The 16,922-nt window shown below is 54.3% G+C and carries 15 protein-coding genes; 8 read left to right on the plus strand and 7 right to left on the minus strand.

All coding sequences use genetic code 11. The features are described 5' to 3' along the window. Positions 1-48 precede the first annotated feature (48 nt). From deoB to yjjJ, 3 genes are all read left to right on the plus strand, one after another. A complete protein-coding gene (gene deoB / locus JOE25_RS10550; RefSeq protein WP_209634929.1) occupies positions 49-1,272 on the plus strand; it encodes a phosphopentomutase in 1,224 nt (407 codons plus the stop codon). A 167-nt stretch (positions 1,273-1,439) separates the two neighbouring features. Beyond that, complete coding sequence (gene deoD / locus JOE25_RS10555; RefSeq protein WP_061807400.1) at positions 1,440-2,171, plus strand: purine-nucleoside phosphorylase; 732 nt, start codon at positions 1,440-1,442, stop codon at positions 2,169-2,171. A 139-nt stretch (positions 2,172-2,310) separates the two neighbouring features. After that, complete coding sequence (yjjJ, locus tag JOE25_RS10560) at positions 2,311-3,654, plus strand: type II toxin-antitoxin system HipA family toxin YjjJ (protein ID WP_209634932.1); 1,344 nt, start codon at positions 2,311-2,313, stop codon at positions 3,652-3,654. A 17-nt stretch (positions 3,655-3,671) separates the two neighbouring features. Here the strand turns inward: yjjJ and JOE25_RS10565 are convergent, their stop codons facing one another. Further along, entirely contained in the window at positions 3,672-4,358 is a 687-nt protein-coding gene (locus JOE25_RS10565; RefSeq protein WP_209634933.1) for a YtjB family periplasmic protein, read from the minus strand. Positions 4,359-4,462: 104 nt separating this feature from the next. On the opposite strand from JOE25_RS10565, the gene serB reads away from it, so the two are divergent. From serB to JOE25_RS10585, 4 genes are all read left to right on the plus strand, one after another. After that, positions 4,463-5,440, plus strand: a complete 978-nt coding sequence (gene serB, locus JOE25_RS10570) for a phosphoserine phosphatase (protein ID WP_209634935.1) — start codon at positions 4,463-4,465, stop codon at positions 5,438-5,440. Positions 5,441-5,584: 144 nt separating this feature from the next. After that, positions 5,585-6,970 (plus strand): DNA repair protein RadA, encoded by a 1,386-nt coding sequence (gene radA, locus JOE25_RS10575; protein ID WP_020825123.1) that lies wholly within the window; start codon positions 5,585-5,587, stop codon positions 6,968-6,970. Positions 6,971-7,026: 56 nt separating this feature from the next. Next, complete coding sequence (nadR, locus tag JOE25_RS10580; RefSeq protein WP_209634937.1) at positions 7,027-8,301, plus strand: multifunctional transcriptional regulator/nicotinamide-nucleotide adenylyltransferase/ribosylnicotinamide kinase NadR; 1,275 nt, start codon at positions 7,027-7,029, stop codon at positions 8,299-8,301. Between the two features lie 127 nt (positions 8,302-8,428). Further along, complete coding sequence (locus JOE25_RS10585; protein WP_209634938.1) at positions 8,429-9,904, plus strand: glycosyltransferase family 39 protein; 1,476 nt, start codon at positions 8,429-8,431, stop codon at positions 9,902-9,904. On the opposite strand, the gene JOE25_RS10590 is transcribed toward JOE25_RS10585, so the two are convergent. Continuing rightward, positions 9,898-10,899 carry a zinc-binding alcohol dehydrogenase family protein gene (locus JOE25_RS10590; protein WP_209634940.1) on the minus strand — a complete coding sequence of 334 codons (1,002 nt, stop codon included), beginning with the start codon at positions 10,897-10,899 and terminating at the stop codon, positions 9,898-9,900. The genes JOE25_RS10585 and JOE25_RS10590 overlap by 7 nt on opposite strands. A gap of 98 nt (positions 10,900-10,997) precedes the next feature. Between JOE25_RS10590 and JOE25_RS10595 the strand changes: the two genes are divergently transcribed. Beyond that, positions 10,998-11,909: a LysR family transcriptional regulator gene (locus JOE25_RS10595; protein WP_209634942.1), complete on the plus strand. Its 912-nt coding sequence runs from the start codon at positions 10,998-11,000 to the stop codon at positions 11,907-11,909. 29 nt (positions 11,910-11,938) lie between these two features. On the opposite strand, the gene ettA is transcribed toward JOE25_RS10595, so the two are convergent. From ettA to JOE25_RS10620, 5 genes are all read right to left on the minus strand, one after another. Next, positions 11,939-13,606, minus strand: a complete 1,668-nt coding sequence (gene ettA, locus JOE25_RS10600) for an energy-dependent translational throttle protein EttA (protein ID WP_037420609.1) — start codon at positions 13,604-13,606, stop codon at positions 11,939-11,941. A 265-nt stretch (positions 13,607-13,871) separates the two neighbouring features. Continuing rightward, positions 13,872-14,369 carry an OmpA family protein gene (locus JOE25_RS10605; protein WP_037420612.1) on the minus strand — a complete coding sequence of 166 codons (498 nt, stop codon included), beginning with the start codon at positions 14,367-14,369 and terminating at the stop codon, positions 13,872-13,874. A gap of 160 nt (positions 14,370-14,529) precedes the next feature. Then, the gene (locus JOE25_RS10610; RefSeq protein ID WP_209634944.1) at positions 14,530-15,777 is read right to left on the minus strand and encodes a diguanylate cyclase; all 1,248 of its coding nucleotides are present in this window, start codon (positions 15,775-15,777) and stop codon (positions 14,530-14,532) included. Continuing rightward, positions 15,774-16,388, minus strand: a complete 615-nt coding sequence (locus JOE25_RS10615; protein ID WP_209634946.1) for a YfiR family protein — start codon at positions 16,386-16,388, stop codon at positions 15,774-15,776. The genes JOE25_RS10610 and JOE25_RS10615 overlap by 4 nt, the downstream gene beginning before the upstream one ends. Beyond that, a complete protein-coding gene (locus JOE25_RS10620; protein ID WP_209634949.1) occupies positions 16,372-16,746 on the minus strand; it encodes a hypothetical protein in 375 nt (124 codons plus the stop codon). Before JOE25_RS10620 ends, JOE25_RS10615 begins: the two co-directional genes overlap by 17 nt. Positions 16,747-16,922: the final 176 nt, after the last annotated feature.

Raw genomic sequence — 16,922 nt, forward strand, 5'->3', positions numbered from 1 at the left:
CCACACACACCTGCGGCTTGAAAGACGACGGGTATACAGGAGAGCATGATGAAACGCACATTTATTATGGTATTAGACTCATTCGGTATTGGCGCAAGCGAAGATGCTGAGAAATTTGGCGATCAGGGTTCCGATACGCTGGGCCATATTGCCGATGTTTGCGCGCGCGGTGAAGCCAACGTTGGCCGTCAGGGCCCGTTGACACTGCCTAACCTGAGCCGTTTGGGCTTGGGTAAAGCGGCGGAAGAGTCCACTGGCACCTTCCCGCAAGGGCTGGATCGCAATGCGGATATCATTGGTGCCTACGGTTATGCCAGCGAGCTTTCTTCTGGTAAAGATACGCCGTCAGGCCACTGGGAAATCGCCGGTGTGCCGGTCTTGTTCGACTGGGGCTATTTCAGCGACGAGCACAACAGCTTCCCACAAGAACTGCTGGACAAACTGGTTGAACGTGCCAATTTGCCCGGCTATCTCGGCAACTGCCACTCATCCGGCACGGTGATCCTCGACCAACTGGGTGAAGAGCACATGAAAACCGGCAAGCCGATTTTCTACACCTCTGCTGACTCAGTGTTCCAGATTGCCTGCCATGAAGAAACTTTCGGCCTGGACCGTCTGTATGAGCTGTGTGAAATCGCCCGTGAAGAGCTGACGGAAGGCGGTTACAACATCGGCCGCGTGATTGCGCGTCCTTTCCTGGGCGACAAGCCGGGCAACTTCCAGCGTACCGGTAACCGCCATGATTTGGCAGTAGAACCACCTGCCCCTACCGTGCTGAAAAAGCTGGTGGACGAGAAGGGCGGTGAAGTGGTGTCGATCGGTAAAATTGCCGATATCTACGCTAACGTGGGCATCACCAAGAAGGTCAAGGCGACCGGTATCGACGCGTTGTTTGACGCAACCCTGATCGAAATGGAAAAAGCCGGTGACAACACCATTGTGTTCACGAACTTTGTTGATTTTGACTCCTCTTACGGCCACCGCCGTGACGTTGCAGGCTATGCCGCAGCATTGGAGCTGTTCGACCGCCGCCTGCCTGAGCTGTTAAAATTGGTTAAAGATGAAGACATCATTATCTTCACCGCTGACCACGGTTGCGATCCAACTTGGCCGGGCACCGACCATACCCGTGAGCACATTCCGGTATTGGTTTACGGTCCGAAAGTAAAACCAGGCTCATTGGGTCACCGTGAGACCTTCGCCGACATCGGCCAGACGGTCGCCAGCTACTTTGGCGTGTCACCGATGGATTACGGTAAATCCATGCTCTAAGCCCCCTATTTCAAGCTGCAGCGTTATTAGCTTTATGCGTGGGTCCCAGTGACTGACTCAGGTCAGTGGCTGGGGACTCGCCCGCGAGTGAGAACACTGCAGTTTGGCGTTCAATGGTTTGGATGTTTGACGTTTTTATTCAATACGATTTCTAAAGGAAGACAATTATGGCTACGCCGCATATTAATGCTGAAATGGGTGATTTCGCTGACGTAGTACTGATGCCGGGCGATCCGTTGCGTGCAAAATACATCGCGGAAACTTTCCTGGAAGGCGCGGTGGAAGTGAATAACGTGCGCGGTATGCTGGGCTTCACCGGGACTTACAAAGGTCGTAAGATCTCTGTCATGGGCCACGGTATGGGGATCCCATCTTGCTCCATTTATGCGCGTGAACTGATTGCCGAATTCGGCGTGAAGAAAATCATCCGTGTGGGTTCCTGTGGCGCGGTTCGTGACGATGTCAAACTGCGTGACGTGGTGATCGGTATGGGTGCTTGCACCGATTCCAAAGTGAACCGCATGCGTTTCAAGGATCATGACTATGCGGCGATTGCCGATTTTGACATGGTGCGTAACGCAGTAGACGCAGCGGCAGCGCAGGGTATCCCGGCGCGCGTGGGTAACATCTTCTCTGCTGATTTGTTCTACACGCCAGATCCAGACATGTTCCAAGTGATGAAGAAGTACGGCATCCTGGGTGTGGAAATGGAAGCCGCCGGCATCTACGGTGTGGCTGCGGAGATGTACGAAGAGTTCGGTTGTAAAGCACTGACCATTTGTACCGTTTCAGACCACATTCTGCGTCATGAAGCGACCACCGCGGCAGAGCGTCAGACCACCTTTAACGAAATGATCGTTATCGCGCTGGAATCTGTACTGCTGGGTGACAAAGCGTAATAACACTGCGGGCGCGGCACCCTGCCGCGCCTCGGATAAATCTATTCATCCTGCCCCACTTATTATTTGAAAAACTTTACCTTATAGGTAATTAGCGCTATTAATCTATTCATCAATCTATTCACCAATCTATTCAATTATGACTACCCTTGAGCAGGTTCTGCGGAATGGCCCGGCTGCGTCAAAAGTGCTTACCGATGCGTTGGGCATTAGCCAACCAACGTTGTCGCGCCGTATTCGCGGCCTGGCGGGCAGGGTATTGGCCATTGGCAAAGGTCGCGCCACTCGCTATGCATTGTGCCGGGTTGTGGGAGGGGAGTCGTATTTTCCGCTGTATCAGGTGGATGAACTGGGCAAGGTTTCTAAGCTGCTCACACTTTATCCTGTCTATCCGGCGGGCTGCTATGCCGTTCAGCATGAGCAAAATGGCGAGTGGCATCTTTATGACGGTTTGCCTTGGTACCTAAACGATCTGCGACCGATAGGCTTTCTTGGACGAGCCTGGGGGAAAGCCGTCTCGCAAGTACTGCGTTTGCCGGAAGATACGCAGCTCTGGAATGAAGATCAGCGCCTATTGGCGCTTTGCCACTTTGGTGACGACATGAGCGGCAACCTACTGCCCGGCAATGGCAGCTATCAACGCTGGTTGGTAAGGGGTCCAGAGAGCGCTGTACCGGTATTGGATAAAAATACTCGTTACGCGGAACTGGCTAAGCAGGCGTTGGCGGGGGAACTGGTTGGATCGTCTGCCGGTGGCGAGCAACCCAAGTTTATCGCTTATGCTGAACTGAAGGGCGGCCGATGTCGTCATGTGCTGGTTAAGTTCTGTTCGGTTCCGACAAACCCTAATGCTCAGCGTTGGAGCGACTTGCTTATTGCAGAGTCACTGGCGTTGCAGGTCGTGGCGGAGGCGGGGTTGCCTGCGGCACAAAGTGACATCTTGCTGGGTGAAGATCGGCAGTGTTTTCTGGAAATTGAACGGTTCGATCGCATCGGTCCCTTTGGTCGGGTGGCGATGGTTTCGTTGGAAGCATTGGATGCCGAGTTTAGCGGTAGTGGTAATGCCAATTGGGCCACAGCGGCTGAAGGGTTATTGAAACAGGGTGTGATAGATCGCCATACCTGTCAGAGAATGGCTCTGTATTGGGCATTTGGCAGGTTGATTGCCAATAGCGATATGCATCAGGGTAACTTGTCGTTTCTACGCCCCGAACAGCGGCCAGTGGTTTTAGCACCTTTGTATGATATGTTGCCGATGGCATTTGCACCAACCAGCAGCGGTAACATGCGTCATCAAGCGGTGGAGATCCGACTGGGCCATGAGGTCAAGGGTGCTGTTTGGCGGCAGGCCGAATTGATGGCGCTGGAGTTTTGGCAACGTGTGTCACAACATGAACCGATCAGCGAAGCGTTCCGCGATATTGCCAAGCAGATGCTGAAACAGGTTCAGGGAATGAACGAACACATCCAGCGCATGGCTTAAACTGGCTGTCTGCCGGTTTAAGGCTTCCTCTCTTCTTTCTTTTCTTCCTGCTGTTCGTCATCGTCATTTTCCACCGTGTTACCCTCATCCAAGGGGGTATTGGCGGTCAGGAGATACGGTGACTGTTGCCAGCGGCTGCGACGGTGTTGCAGTAAGGTTCGGGCCAGAATAATGCCGATCGCCAACGCCAGCAGGATCATCAGGCGCAGCAGGTTGGTGGTGTTGTCCACCTGTTTGGATTCAGTTGCCAGCACGTGGGTATCGAGCGTGATGCGGATAAAGCCAATCGGGCCGTCTTTGCTCTGAATAGACTCCACCAGTTGGTGGTTGAAGTAACTCCCGGCGCGTTTGCCATCAAGCGACAGGCGATCGCGTATACTTATTTGCTCACCGGCATGGGAAATCAATGTGCCGTCAAGCTGATAGACGCTGGCGTCCAGAATACGGCTGTGATCGGTGAGCTGTTTGAGAATGGCATTGATGCGCTGATTGTCGACATCACTGTCGTCGTCCATCAGGGGAGCAAGGCTCGACGCCACCTGTTTGGTCAGCGTTTGTGCCAGTTCTTCCACCTGTTCGGATCGCGCCAACTGGTGACTCAGGCTAAAATAGGACGCACCCTGCATCAACAAAACCAGTAAAGCCAGGCAAATCAGGATAATAGCAGTGCGGTGCAGGCGGAATTTCAGTTTAGCGCGAGCCATGCAGGTTCCTTGGGCATCTTGGACACTTTATGTTGCCAGAACCAATGGCGATAGGATAGCTTGATGCGTCGTTTTATCATGCAGTGTTTTTTCAGGAGTTAAGGATGTCGAATAGTCTGACCTATTGCGATCTCCCGGCAGAGATCTCTCAATGGCCGGGTCTTCCCCTTTCGCTGAGCGGTGACGAAGTGATGCCGCTGGATTATCGGGCGGGTCATACCGGTTGGCTATTATATGGCAGAGAACTGAACAAAACGCGCATCACCGATTTCCAGCGTAAGTTGGGTGCGGCGATGGTGATCGTGACCGCCTGGTGTGTTGAGGATTATCAGGTTGTGCGTCTGGCCGGTACGTTGACGGCGCGCGCCAAGCTGCTGGCGGCAGAGAGCGGGCTGGATGTGGCACCGCTCGGCAAGATCCCGCATCTGCGCACTCCAGGGTTGCTGGTGATGGATATGGATTCGACCGCAATTGAGATTGAATGCATTGACGAGATAGCCAAACTGGCAGGCGTCGGCGAGCAAGTGTCGGAAGTCACCGAACGTGCGATGCGAGGCGAATTGGACTTTACTGCCAGCCTGCGCCAGCGCGTAGGTGCGCTTAAAGGTGCCGACGCCAATATTCTCAAGCAGGTGCGTGATGAGTTGCCGTTGATGCCTGGATTGATCAGCCTGGTGCGTAAGTTACAGGCAATGGACTGGCATGTGGCGATTGCTTCTGGTGGTTTCACTTATTATGCCGAGTACCTGCGCGACAAACTGAAATTGGTCGCGGTGGCGGCCAATGAGCTGGAAATCCGTGACGGCAAGCTGACCGGTGACGTTTTGGGGCCGATAGTCGACGCGCAGTTCAAAGCGGATACGTTAGTTGCGTTGGCCGAAAAGCTGGGCATCCCAATACAGCAAACTGTCGCCATCGGTGACGGTGCCAACGATTTGAAAATGATGCAGGTTGCCGGATTAGGCATCGCCTATCACGCCAAACCGAAAGTGTATGAGAAGGCGCAGGTGTCGATTCGCCATGCTGACCTTATCGGTGTGCTGTGTGTACTGACCGGCAGCCTGAAACACGAAGTTCGCTAAACCCGTCATACTTGAAGCTGCCTCCGCGTTAGCTGCGTGCGCTCACCCCAGTCACTTACCTAAGTAAGCTCCTGAGGATTCCCGCACTGGCTGCCTTGATGCAACTCCAATTATCTAGGGTATAAAAAATGATTGAGGTAATACGTGGCAAAAGCAGCAAAACGGGCGTTTGTATGTAATGAGTGTGGGGCTGATTATCCGCGCTGGCAGGGGCAGTGCAGCGCTTGTCACGCCTGGAACAGCATTACAGAAGTGCGCCTGGCTGCCGTGTCTTCTTCTTCTCGCAACGAGCGCCTTAGCGGTTATGCCGGCGATGCTGGCATCAGCAAAGTGCAAAAGTTGTCGGATATCAGTCTCGAAGAGTTGCCGCGTTTCTCTACCGGTTTTCTTGAGTTTGACCGCGTGCTGGGTGGGGGCGTGGTGCCGGGCAGCGCGATCCTGATTGGCGGTAATCCCGGTGCCGGTAAGAGTACGTTGCTGTTACAAGTATTATGCAAACTGTCCGAACAAATGAAGACCCTGTACGTTACCGGTGAGGAATCCTTACAACAGGTTGCCATGCGTGCCCACCGTCTCGGTTTGCCGACGGGGGGCCTGAATATGCTGTCGGAAACCAGTATCGAACAGATCTGCCTGATCGCCGAGCAGGAGCAGCCAAAGCTGATGGTGATTGACTCCATCCAGGTGATGCACATGGCGGATATTCAGTCTTCGCCGGGCAGCGTGGCACAGGTGCGTGAAACTGCCGCTTATCTGACGCGCTTTGCCAAAACACGCGGTGTGGCGATAGTGATGGTTGGCCACGTGACCAAAGACGGTTCTCTGGCCGGGCCGAAAGTCTTGGAGCACTGTATCGACTGCTCGGTACTGCTGGACGGCGATGCCGATTCGCGTTTTCGTACCTTGCGCAGCCACAAAAACCGCTTCGGTGCGGTGAATGAACTGGGCGTGTTCGCCATGACCGAACAAGGTCTGCGTGAGGTCAGCAACCCGTCGGCCATCTTCCTGAGCCGGGGTGATGAGGTGACCTCAGGCAGTTCGGTTATGGTGGTCTGGGAGGGCACAAGGCCGTTACTGGTAGAGATCCAGGCGCTGGTCGATCATTCCATGATGTCCAACCCGCGGCGGGTGGCGGTTGGCCTGGAGCAAAACCGCCTGGCTATCTTGCTGGCGGTGTTGCACCGCCACGGTGGCTTGCAGATGTCCGATCAAGACGTCTTTGTTAACGTGGTCGGCGGGGTGAAAGTGAGTGAAACCAGCGCCGACTTGGCGTTGCTGATGTCGCTGGTATCCAGTCTGCGAGATCGCCCGCTGCCAAACGATCTGGTGGTGTTTGGTGAGGTCGGTCTTGCGGGAGAAATCCGTCCGGTGCCCAGTGGTCAGGAGCGTATTTCTGAGGCGGCCAAGCATGGCTTCAAACGGGCTATCGTACCGCACGCCAACGTACCGAAAAAACCGCCGGCCAACATGCAGGTGTTCGGCGTGAAGAAGCTGGCGGATGCACTGGACGTGCTGGAACAGTTTTATTAATTGCCACGCGGGGTGAAGATTATGCTATTTTGTTTAGCATACTAAACGGAGGGGTTATGCGGCAATTTGATTACCTGAAGGCGTCGATTAAGCAGAAGAACTGTACCCTGCAACAGGTGGCAGATGCCAGTGGCATGACCAAAGGCTATCTTAGCCAGCTGTTAAACGACAAAATCAAAAGCCCGAGCGCCCAGAAACTGGAAGCGCTACACCGTTATCTGGGTCTGGAGTTTCCGCGTCGTGAGAAAAAGGTCGGTGTGGTGTTTGGTAAATTTTACCCTCTGCATACTGGCCATATTTACCTGATTCAACGTGCCTGCAGCCAGGTAGATGAACTGCACGTGATCCTGTGCCACGACGAACCGCGCGATCGGGAGCTGTTCGACAATAGCTCGATGTCGCAGCAGCCGACGGTCAGCGATCGTCTGCGCTGGCTACTGCAAACCTTCAAGTACCAGAAAAACATCCATATTCATTCATTCGACGAGCAGGGTATTGAACCCTACCCGCACGGCTGGAATGTATGGAGCGACGGGATGAAAGCTTTTCTGGAACAGAAAGCCATCGTGCCGAGTTTTATCTATTCCAGCGAGGCGCAGGACGCCCCGCGTTATCGCGAACATTTGGCGATTGAAACCATCCTGATCGATCCAGAACGTTCATTTATGAATATCAGCGGCAGCCAGATCCGCCAGGATCCGTTCCGCTATTGGGACTATATCCCGACCGAAGTGAAACCCTTCTTTGTCCGCACCGTGGCGATTCTCGGCGGTGAGTCGAGTGGCAAATCGACGTTGGTGAATAAGCTGGCGAACATTTTTAATACCACCAGCGCCTGGGAATATGGCCGCGACTATGTGTTCTCGCACCTGGGTGGTGATGAAATGGCGTTGCAGTATTCTGACTACGACAAGATCGCGTTGGGTCAGGCTCAATACGTTGATTTCGCGGTTAAATATGCCAATAAAGTGGCGTTTATCGATACCGACTTTGTTACCACCCAGGCATTCTGCAAGAAGTACGAAGGCAGGGAGCACCCCTTTGTGCAGGCGCTGATTGATGAGTATCGGTTTGATCTGGTGATACTCTTGGAAAATAACACCCCATGGGTGGCGGACGGCCTGCGGAGCCTCGGCAATCCCAACGATCGCAAAGCCTTCCAGCAGTTGTTGGAGGAGATGCTGCGCGCCAATAATATCGAGTACGTGCACGTAGAATCCAGCGGCTATGACGAGCGTTTCCTGCGCTGTGTCGACTTGGTAAAACAGCTGTTGGCGGCCGACGCCAGCCGTTTGATAGCGGCACCTGAAAATCAGCACGTCATTGGTTGATGTCGCCCAATGTGTGATCACCTGGGCAAAATTAGCCGTTAAACGCTGGATTTCACTGTTGTTTAGTTAAGGTTCATTAATCATTTATTAGGTTAAGCGTTTCGTCGAAACAAATGCCGTAGAGACTATGACGTATCGCTTACTTGCTATCTGGTTACTGTTCTATGCCGCTGCCTGGACACTGCTGACTGTTCACCTCGATCCAACCGTGCCTTACGATGCTGTCGAAGCCGTAAACTGGGGCATCAATGCAGAGTGGGGCTCGCCGAAAAACCCGTGGCTAGTGGGTGTAGCGATGCACCCGGTGATTTGGTTGCCCTGGTTGCCGTTAAATATCTATTGGTATGCGAGCCACTTTGTGGCAATCGCCATAGGTATGCTGGGGGTATGGCTTCTGGCGCGGCACCTGAGTGGCAGTACCCGGCTGGCTTGGTTGGCACTGTTGACGCTGAACCTTTCAGGCATCATTAATTTCGATATTATCCCCTATAACGACAACTATTTGCTGGTGATGCTGTGGCCCTGGATGATGCTGTGCTTTCATCTGGCGATCACCCGTTCCGCTAACTGGTGGCTGGCGTTTGCCGTCACGGCGGGTTTGGCGACGATGGCGAAGTACTCAACCTTTGCATTTGTTTATTTCGCTTTCCTGTCGACGCTGTTTATACCCCATATTCGCCGCTGCTACAGACAGCCTCAGTTTTACCTCGCAGTTGCTGCTTGGCTGGCTATTGTCGTGCCAAACCTGGTTTGGCTGTGGCAGCATGACTTTGCCGCATTCAAGTGGGTCGACTCGCAAGTCAAAATGCAGTTAAACCTGGATATGCTGCAATCGCTGCTGTTGGTGTTTTATCCGTCATTGTTCCTGTGGCTGATTTTGCGACGTGCGGGAGCGGTGCTGGCCTGGCCTGACGATCCTTCGATGCGGGTGCTGTTAGGCATCTATCTGTTGCCGCTGGGCATTATTACTTTCTGGTTTTCCTTCAATGTGGGGGGCCGATTGACCGAGTGGCTGCAGCCTTTCTTTGTGTTGGCTCCCGCGTTGTTGGTGGGTTGTGTAAAACAACCGCCTCACCGTTCGTTGCGCAGTGCTGTCGTGGGGATGATGTGCGCAGCGCTGGTGATTTATTTGGGTTATGCCGCCATCATGGTCGGCAACGTGCGTAATGCTGGGCAAAAGATGGTGGGGATCAAGGCGTTCAGTGCTGGAGTTGAACAGCGTTGGTTGCAACATTACGCAATGGAATTAAATTATGTCGGCGGCGCTTATTTATCACAATGGATGACGGTGTATGCCGCTTCGCGCCCGGAGACGATTACGCGTTGGTCCAATCATGAGCGGCCGAACATTTATAACGCCCATGTCAGTTATGCGCAGATTGCGCAGCACGGGGCCGTGCTGTTTGGTCACTTGGGGGAGTCCTGTGAGCAAACGGATTTCGATGGCGCTCTGGCCAGTTGGCCCAAGATACGCATTGACGTGCAGCAAAGCCTGCCGTTCCAAGCCGATCCTAAAGCTGCGCCGCAACCGGTGTGCATTGCTTTTGTGCGGCCGGAAAAGGCGCGTGACGCCATAACGCCACGCGCTTTGCCTCATCAGTAAACAATCACCAATTTGCCCTGCATATGGCCATCGCGCAGTTTTTCATGCGCGGCGGTCAGGTTGTCTACCGTCAACCCATGCAGCGTCTCACTCAGGGTGGTGCTTAACTTCCCTTCGTCGAGCAGCTGCGCAACGTGCTTGAGGATCTCACCTTGCTGGGCAATGTCCGGCGTGTTGAACATGCTGCGGGTAAACATTAATTCCCAGTGCAGTGCCGCACTTTTCAACTTCAGGGCGCTCTGGTCCAGCGGTTGCGCATTTTCTACGATGGTGCAGATGTGGCCCATCGGCGCGATCAAGTCAGACATTGCTTTCCAGTGACCGTCGGTGTCGTTCAGGCAAAGAATATAATCCACGTTCTCAATGCCTTGCTGTGCAAGGTTGCCTTTCAGATCGTGATAATCAACGACCAGATCGGCACCGCGCTCCAGGCACCAGGCTGCTGATTCCGGGCGTGAGGCGGTTGCAATCACCTTCACCTGGCTGCGCTGTGCGGCAAAGGGGATCGCCAGCGAACCGACGCCACCGGCACCGCCAATAATCAACAGGGTTTTCCCTGCTGCCGCGTCCTGAATTTTCAGGTGTTCGAACAAGGCCTCCCAGGCGGTCAGGGCAGTCAGCGGCATGGCGGCGGACTCTGCCCAGTTCAGGCTGCGCGGCTTGTGGGCCGTGATACGAGAGTCAATCAACTGAAGGGTGCTGTTGCTGCCTGGGCGAGTGATATCGCCGGCGTACCAGACCTCGTCGCCGGGTTTGAAGCCGCTGACGCTGCTGCCCACGTCAACCACGATACCGCTGGCATCCCAGCCGAGGATGCGCGGCTGTTGCAGGCCACTTTTTTGCAGGCCAGCGTGGACCTTGGTGTCCACCGGATTGACCGACACCGCTTTAACGTCCACCAACAGATCGTATTGACCGGGAGTGGGCTTTTCCGGGTTGATCTCAATGAAGGCTGCGGGGTTTTTGGGGTCTACGGCAATGGCTTTAATCGGCATGACTGTGCTCCTTTCGAATGAATAGCCACAGTGTAGACCTCTTGATGGGGAGTGATAAGATGGACAATAACTAACTAAGTGTTCGTTTGAGGTGAACAATGCGGTTTAAACAGTTACAGGACATGGCGCTGTTTGCGCTGGTGGCCGAGTGCGGCAGTTTTACCGCCGCCGCCAAACGCGCCGCTTTGCCAAAATCCAGCGTCAGCCAGCGGATTAGCCAATTGGAACAAACGCTGGGCCTGCGGTTACTGAATCGCACCACCCGTCAGCTCAACCTGACCTTTGCCGGTGAGCGTTATTTGGAACACTGTCAGGAAATGCTCACCGCCGCCGAACGGGCAGACCTGGCGCTGCAACGGTTGCGTGATAATCCCAGCGGCCGGTTACGTATATCGACCCCCGCAGGCTTAGGCGCAACCTTGTTACCGCGGCTGACTGCGGATTTTCAACGCCAATATCCAGATGTCTCACTGGAAGTGTCGGTGTCTGATGCGATGGTAGATATGGTGCAGGAAGGGTATGACGCAGCGCTGCGGACCGGCAAGCCACAGGACTCTTCACTGATTGGCCGCCGTTTGGGCCATGCGCCACGTTATTTACTGGCCTCATCGGCTTATTTGGCGCAGCACTCACCGATCCTTCACCCGCAGCAGTTGCAGCAGCATCGGTGTATTGCACACAGTTCCTGGCCGGCCTGGAACCTGCGCCGGGGGGATGAATATTTCCGTTGGCAGCTGCCGACGCGGCATATTACCGATAACCTGCTGTACGCGCGTGAATGTGCCATTGCCGGGGCCGGGATAACCCTCTTGCCGGCATTTCTTAGCCGTGAGGTGGTCGCGCAGAAGCAGTTGGTAGAAGTGCTGCCGGAATGGCAGGCAGAAGGCAATGAGCTGTATTTGGTCTATCCGAGCCGCAAGCTGAATTCGCCGGCGCTGGCCTGTTTTATTGACGTGGTGCTGCAACACCCGGTATTTGACGATTACGCCCGCGAGCTGGCGCGGGATTAAAAAAGGCGCCGCATGCGGCGCCTTTCGGATTACTTGGCGATTCTTTTGTACTTGATACGGTGTGGCTCAAGCGCTTCAGCGCCCAGCGTACGTTTCTTGTACTCTTCGTATTCGGTGAAGTTGCCTTCGAAGAATTCGACGTTGCCTTCATCCTGGTAATCCAGAATGTGGGTGGCGATACGGTCAAGGAACCAACGGTCGTGCGAGATAACCATCGCGCAGCCTGGGAATTCCAGCAGGGCGTTTTCCAACGCGCGCAGGGTTTCGATGTCCAGGTCGTTGGTCGGTTCGTCGAGCAGCAGCACGTTGCCGCCAACCTGCAGCAGCTTGGCCAGGTGCAAGCGGCCACGCTCACCACCGGACAGCTCGCCTACGCGTTTGCCCTGATCGACGCCCTTGAAGTTAAAGCGGCCGACGTAGGCACGGCTTGGCATTTCAGTGTTGCCGATACGCATGATGTCCTGACCGCCGGAGACTTCTTCCCAGACGGTTTTGGCATTGTCCATGCTGTCGCGGAACTGATCGACCGAGGCCAGCTTAACGGTATCGCCCAACACGATGCTGCCGGAATCAGGCTGTTCCTGACCGGACATCATGCGGAACAACGTCGATTTACCGGCGCCGTTCGGGCCGATAATGCCGACAATCGCGCCCTTAGGTACTGCGAAGGTGAGATCGTCAATCAGCACGCGGTCGCCGTAAGACTTACGCAGGTTGCTGACTTCAACGACTTTATCCCCCAGGCGTGCGCCAGGTGGGATAAACAGTTCGTTGGTCTCGTTACGCTTTTGGTATTCAGTGCTGTTCAGCTCTTCAAAGCGCGCCAAACGGGCCTTGCCTTTAGACTGACGGCCCTTAGCGCCCTGACGAACCCACTCCAGCTCTTTCTCAATGGATTTACGACGAGCGGCTTCAGAAGAGGCTTCCTGTGCCAGGCGAGCGTCTTTTTGTTCCAACCAGGAAGAGTAGTTACCTTCCCATGGAATACCTTCACCACGGTCAAGCTCGAGGATCCAGCCGGCCACGTTGTCGAGGAAGTAACGGTCGTGCGTGATCGCCACAACGGTACCTTCGAAGTCGTGCAGGAAGCGTTCCAGCCAAGCCACGGATTCAGCATCCAGGTGGTTGGTTGGTTCGTCGAGCAGTAGCATGTCCGGTTTTTCCAGCAACAGGCGGCACAGCGCTACGCGGCGACGCTCACCACCGGAAAGGTTGGCGATTTTCGCGTCCCATTCTGGCAGGCGTAACGCATCGGCGGCACGCTCAAGCTGGGTATTCAGATTGTGGCCATCATGAGCCTGAATGATCTCTTCCAGGCGGCCCTGTTCAGCGGCCAGCTTGTCAAAGTCAGCGCCTTCTTCAGCGTACAGCGCGTACACCTCATCCAGGCGTTTCAGAGCACCAACCACTTCCGCCAGCGCCTCTTCGACCGACTCGCGGACGGTATGCTCCAGGTTCAGTTGCGGTTCCTGTGGCAGGTAGCCGATTTTAATCCCTGGCTGCGGGCGAGCTTCACCTTCGATATCGGTATCGATGCCAGCCATGATGCGCAGCAGGGTGGATTTACCCGAGCCGTTCAGACCCAGCACACCAATTTTGGCGCCAGGGAAGAAGCTCAGAGAGATATTTTTCAAGATGTGACGCTTCGGCGGAACCACTTTGCCGACGCGATGCATGGTATAGACGTATTGAGCCACGTTGCTCTAGCCTCTCTATATCAGTTTTTATACCCGTCATACTTGGTGCTGCATCTTAGTTGGCTGCCTGCATTTACCCCTGTCACGGACTACGCGTACGCTCCGGGGATGCATTTAGTTGCCGTCGCGATGCAACGCCAATTATTTGGGGTAGATAGGATGTCTGGCTGCGGAGTGTAGCCCGTTTCGAAAGCGGATCCCAGACATCACTCCGCGATCGCCAAGTATAACTCTTTATGCGCCCGTGAAGGCGCATATTGGTTGCTTAAGGCGTGACGACGATCGCGACGCGGCGGTTTTCCGCACGACCGCTGGAAGTGCGGTTATCGGCTACAGGATCGCGCTTGCCCATACCCCGCGTTTCAATATTGGCGCGAGGAATGCCTACGCTGGCCAGCAAGTCGGCGACGGCATCGGCACGGCGCAGCGACAGCTGATCGTTATAGCTGTCTTCACCGTAATTGTCGGTATGCCCGTCCAGACGGAATTGGGTGATGCCAACGCTCATCAGTGCGCGACCCATTTTTTGTACCGTTTCGGTGCTTTCCGGGTTCAGCTTGCCGACGTTATTACCAAACAGTACTTTGTCGGACAGTCCAAATTCCCAGCCGTTATCCGTCAGTTTGAATCCCTGTGACTGCAACAGCGCAATTTGCTCAGGGGTTAAGCCCTGCGGTTTGCTCTGGCAGCCGGCAAGGGCTAACAAGGCGATAAACATCATCGTCAGCAGTGAAAAACGGCGTTTTAGTGTTTGCTGTATCATAATCAAATCCCTAGTTTTATTTTATATACCCGTCATTCTTGATGCTGCATCTGTGTTGGCTGCGAGCGCTCGCCCCAGTCACTGACTTCAGTCAGTGCTTTGGGTCTGACGTTCTGGCCGCCTTGATGCAACGCCAATGATGTTGGGTATCGCCGGGGCTTTATTTCTGTATTGCTAGCCGCCAGCCTCCGTTATAACGATGTTTTGCCTGGTACATGGCATCGTCAGCTTCGTGCAAGAGCCCCTGAGGCGTTACCGCATGTTCAGGGTAAAGCGCAATACCGATACTCAGAGAGGAAATCACCGTCTCGTTGTTCGGCAAAATTACCGGTTGGGTCATGCAGTCGATAATGTTATCGGCAATTTGCAGCACATCTTCCGTAGTGTGGACCGGCGCCAACAATACGGCGAACTCATCACCTCCTAAACGTGCCACCAGATCGCTTTCACGCAGTTGCGCGCGAATACGCCCGGCAATGGTGGTCAGTACTACGTCGCCGGCGGCGTGCCCGTAGCTGTCGTTAACTTCCTTGAAGCGGTCGCCGTCTATAAACAGCACCGCCAGTTTTTCTTTTGGCTTAATGTCTCCTAACGCACGGCTCAGTCGGCCTTCAAAGAACGCGCGGTTTGGCAAACCGGTAAGGCTGTCATGGGTCGCCCGGTGCGTCAGTGAGTCATTTTCCTGTTTCAGATGCGCTTGCCAGGCTTCCAGCTCGTCGAGCAGGCCGTTAAAGTCACTGCTCAACTCATGCAGTTCGGCAATGGGGGCAGAAGGCACCCGCAGACCAAATGTACGATCGCGTCGCACCGCATGTGCCACGTTGGCAATATCGTCCAATGAGCTGACAATCCCTAGCAACATGCGGCGGGAAAGAACCAATGAGCACAGCGTACTGAGCACCAGACAGGCGAGCATCCCCACCATACCGCGCAGCAGGAAGCGCAGTAGGCTACCCCCATGCCCGCTAAGCCACACTTTACCGACCACTTTGCCTTCATGTGTAATCGGCAGGATCACCGGTTCCGGTAGCGCCCAGTGAGCGACGACTTGCTCCATACCGTGTAAAGGACCGTCTTTAGGATGACGCCAACTGGCGAGCACCTTGCCGTTATTGTTCAGGATTTTTGCTTCTGACACTTCCTCATTGGAGGCGATCAGCACCAGCGCTTCGCGTGCGGCGGTGCGGTCTTCAAACACGACAGCAGCTTCGACGGTATAGCTGATGGAGCGCGCGATCAGGTGCAAGTTGTGGTTGGCATAGGCACGTAGCGCAAACAGCGCGACCAACGTCAGGAAAATCCCGGCGGTGCCGACAGCAATCAATGCCAGTGCAAGATGTACGCGTTGCAACACCCCGCCCAGCGTAGGTCGTGATTGACCCGATCTGTTCTTGCGCAACCACTTCATAACGGAGGCGCCTGTTTGCGTGCCAGTTGAAGCACGTTAGGGTGAACACGTACGCCGCTGCGTGCCAGTGCGTCAAGGTTCACTTTAAAGCTGGCGGTGTCACCTTCGATCTGCAGGCAAAACGCGCTGCCGGCAGAACATTCACCGTCGTTCTCACTGATGCTGAGAATGGAACGTCCGCTAATGCGTTGCATAAAGTTCTGTTTTTGGCTGGCGCTGACATTACCCAGATAGATCACATCACAGCCGGTGCTCAGCAGTGGACTATCGAAGGGAATACGCTCAGTTTTGATTGGCCGAGGGGCGCTCAGTAGAATGGGATCGAACAGGCCCTTGTCATACTGGGTTGGCGCCGTCACGCATAACCGTATCGGGTTGGGTTCACTGTTCCAGCGTGCGTAGCTGATAATGCCAACGACCACGGTGGTAACAGCATGGGTGCGATTTTTATAGGGATCGGCCGTCTCGGGGCTGGCTAAACTGGGAAAGACCAGCAGTGTGGCAAGAAGCAGCGACAATAAGCGACCATAATTTAGACGTGCGCAAATGAAACTCATAAATGAGTTTTTTGCGCAGGTTGCCAATAACGCGGCATTATTCGCCATCTTCATCTGCCATTCCTGCCCACGTCCGCGCACTGTTGCGGCAACGTAACAATGAGAAGCCTGACCCGGTTGAAGGGATAATTATCTTACTGAAAACTGTCAATCGCACTGCCTGATGAACACTATCTAACCCATAATTGGCGCGGATTGTATTATAAGATATCTCGGTTGCGCGCTTTATGTGCCGTTTTCTCGGAATTATCTTATCTTTTTTTAACAGTATAAAAACGTGCCCCCGAGTTTGCCAGGCGTTTTCAGCAAAGTTGGTGCAGCAGGTCAGGGATTCAGCGGTTTGCGCAACATCGTTCTTTCGTTGTTCCGACAGTGGAATTCTATGGTGGCTAATAATTTCAAATGACTTCATCTTATTATCGACGTCGTCATTAATAATGGCTGAGCGCGTCATTTTTCAGTGATAACACCTGGCCAAAATGATTAATACGGCAGAAATTGCCGCCGGCTTTATTTTATTTGTCAGCGACGGTAAACCTTTTTTACCTATAGCCCATCGTGACGATAAACTTCTTCTACAGTAGTGAA

Origin of the sequence: Serratia sp. PL17 (assembly GCF_017832355.1) — a bacterium.
Taxonomy (GTDB): domain Bacteria; phylum Pseudomonadota; class Gammaproteobacteria; order Enterobacterales; family Enterobacteriaceae; genus Serratia.

What these genes read in the sequence shown, in the direction of transcription:
- JOE25_RS10565 (WP_209634933.1), bottom strand. Translation starts at nt 4,358, where the DNA reads ATGGCTCGCGCTAAACTGAAATTCCGCCTGCACCGCACTGCTATTATC.
- JOE25_RS10595 (WP_209634942.1), top strand. Translation starts at nt 10,998, where the DNA reads ATGCGGTTTAAACAGTTACAGGACATGGCGCTGTTTGCGCTGGTGGCC.
- JOE25_RS10610 (WP_209634944.1), bottom strand. Translation starts at nt 15,777, where the DNA reads ATGAAGTGGTTGCGCAAGAACAGATCGGGTCAATCACGACCTACGCTG.
- deoB (WP_209634929.1), top strand. Translation starts at nt 49, where the DNA reads ATGAAACGCACATTTATTATGGTATTAGACTCATTCGGTATTGGCGCA.
- serB (WP_209634935.1), top strand. Translation starts at nt 4,463, where the DNA reads ATGTCGAATAGTCTGACCTATTGCGATCTCCCGGCAGAGATCTCTCAA.
- yjjJ (WP_209634932.1), top strand. Translation starts at nt 2,311, where the DNA reads ATGACTACCCTTGAGCAGGTTCTGCGGAATGGCCCGGCTGCGTCAAAA.
- JOE25_RS10590 (WP_209634940.1), bottom strand. Translation starts at nt 10,899, where the DNA reads ATGCCGATTAAAGCCATTGCCGTAGACCCCAAAAACCCCGCAGCCTTC.
- JOE25_RS10620 (WP_209634949.1), bottom strand. Translation starts at nt 16,746, where the DNA reads ATGAAGTCATTTGAAATTATTAGCCACCATAGAATTCCACTGTCGGAA.
- JOE25_RS10585 (WP_209634938.1), top strand. Translation starts at nt 8,429, where the DNA reads ATGACGTATCGCTTACTTGCTATCTGGTTACTGTTCTATGCCGCTGCC.
- deoD (WP_061807400.1), top strand. Translation starts at nt 1,440, where the DNA reads ATGGCTACGCCGCATATTAATGCTGAAATGGGTGATTTCGCTGACGTA.
- nadR (WP_209634937.1), top strand. Translation starts at nt 7,027, where the DNA reads ATGCGGCAATTTGATTACCTGAAGGCGTCGATTAAGCAGAAGAACTGT.
- JOE25_RS10615 (WP_209634946.1), bottom strand. Translation starts at nt 16,388, where the DNA reads ATGAAGATGGCGAATAATGCCGCGTTATTGGCAACCTGCGCAAAAAAC.
- JOE25_RS10605 (WP_037420612.1), bottom strand. Translation starts at nt 14,369, where the DNA reads ATGATACAGCAAACACTAAAACGCCGTTTTTCACTGCTGACGATGATG.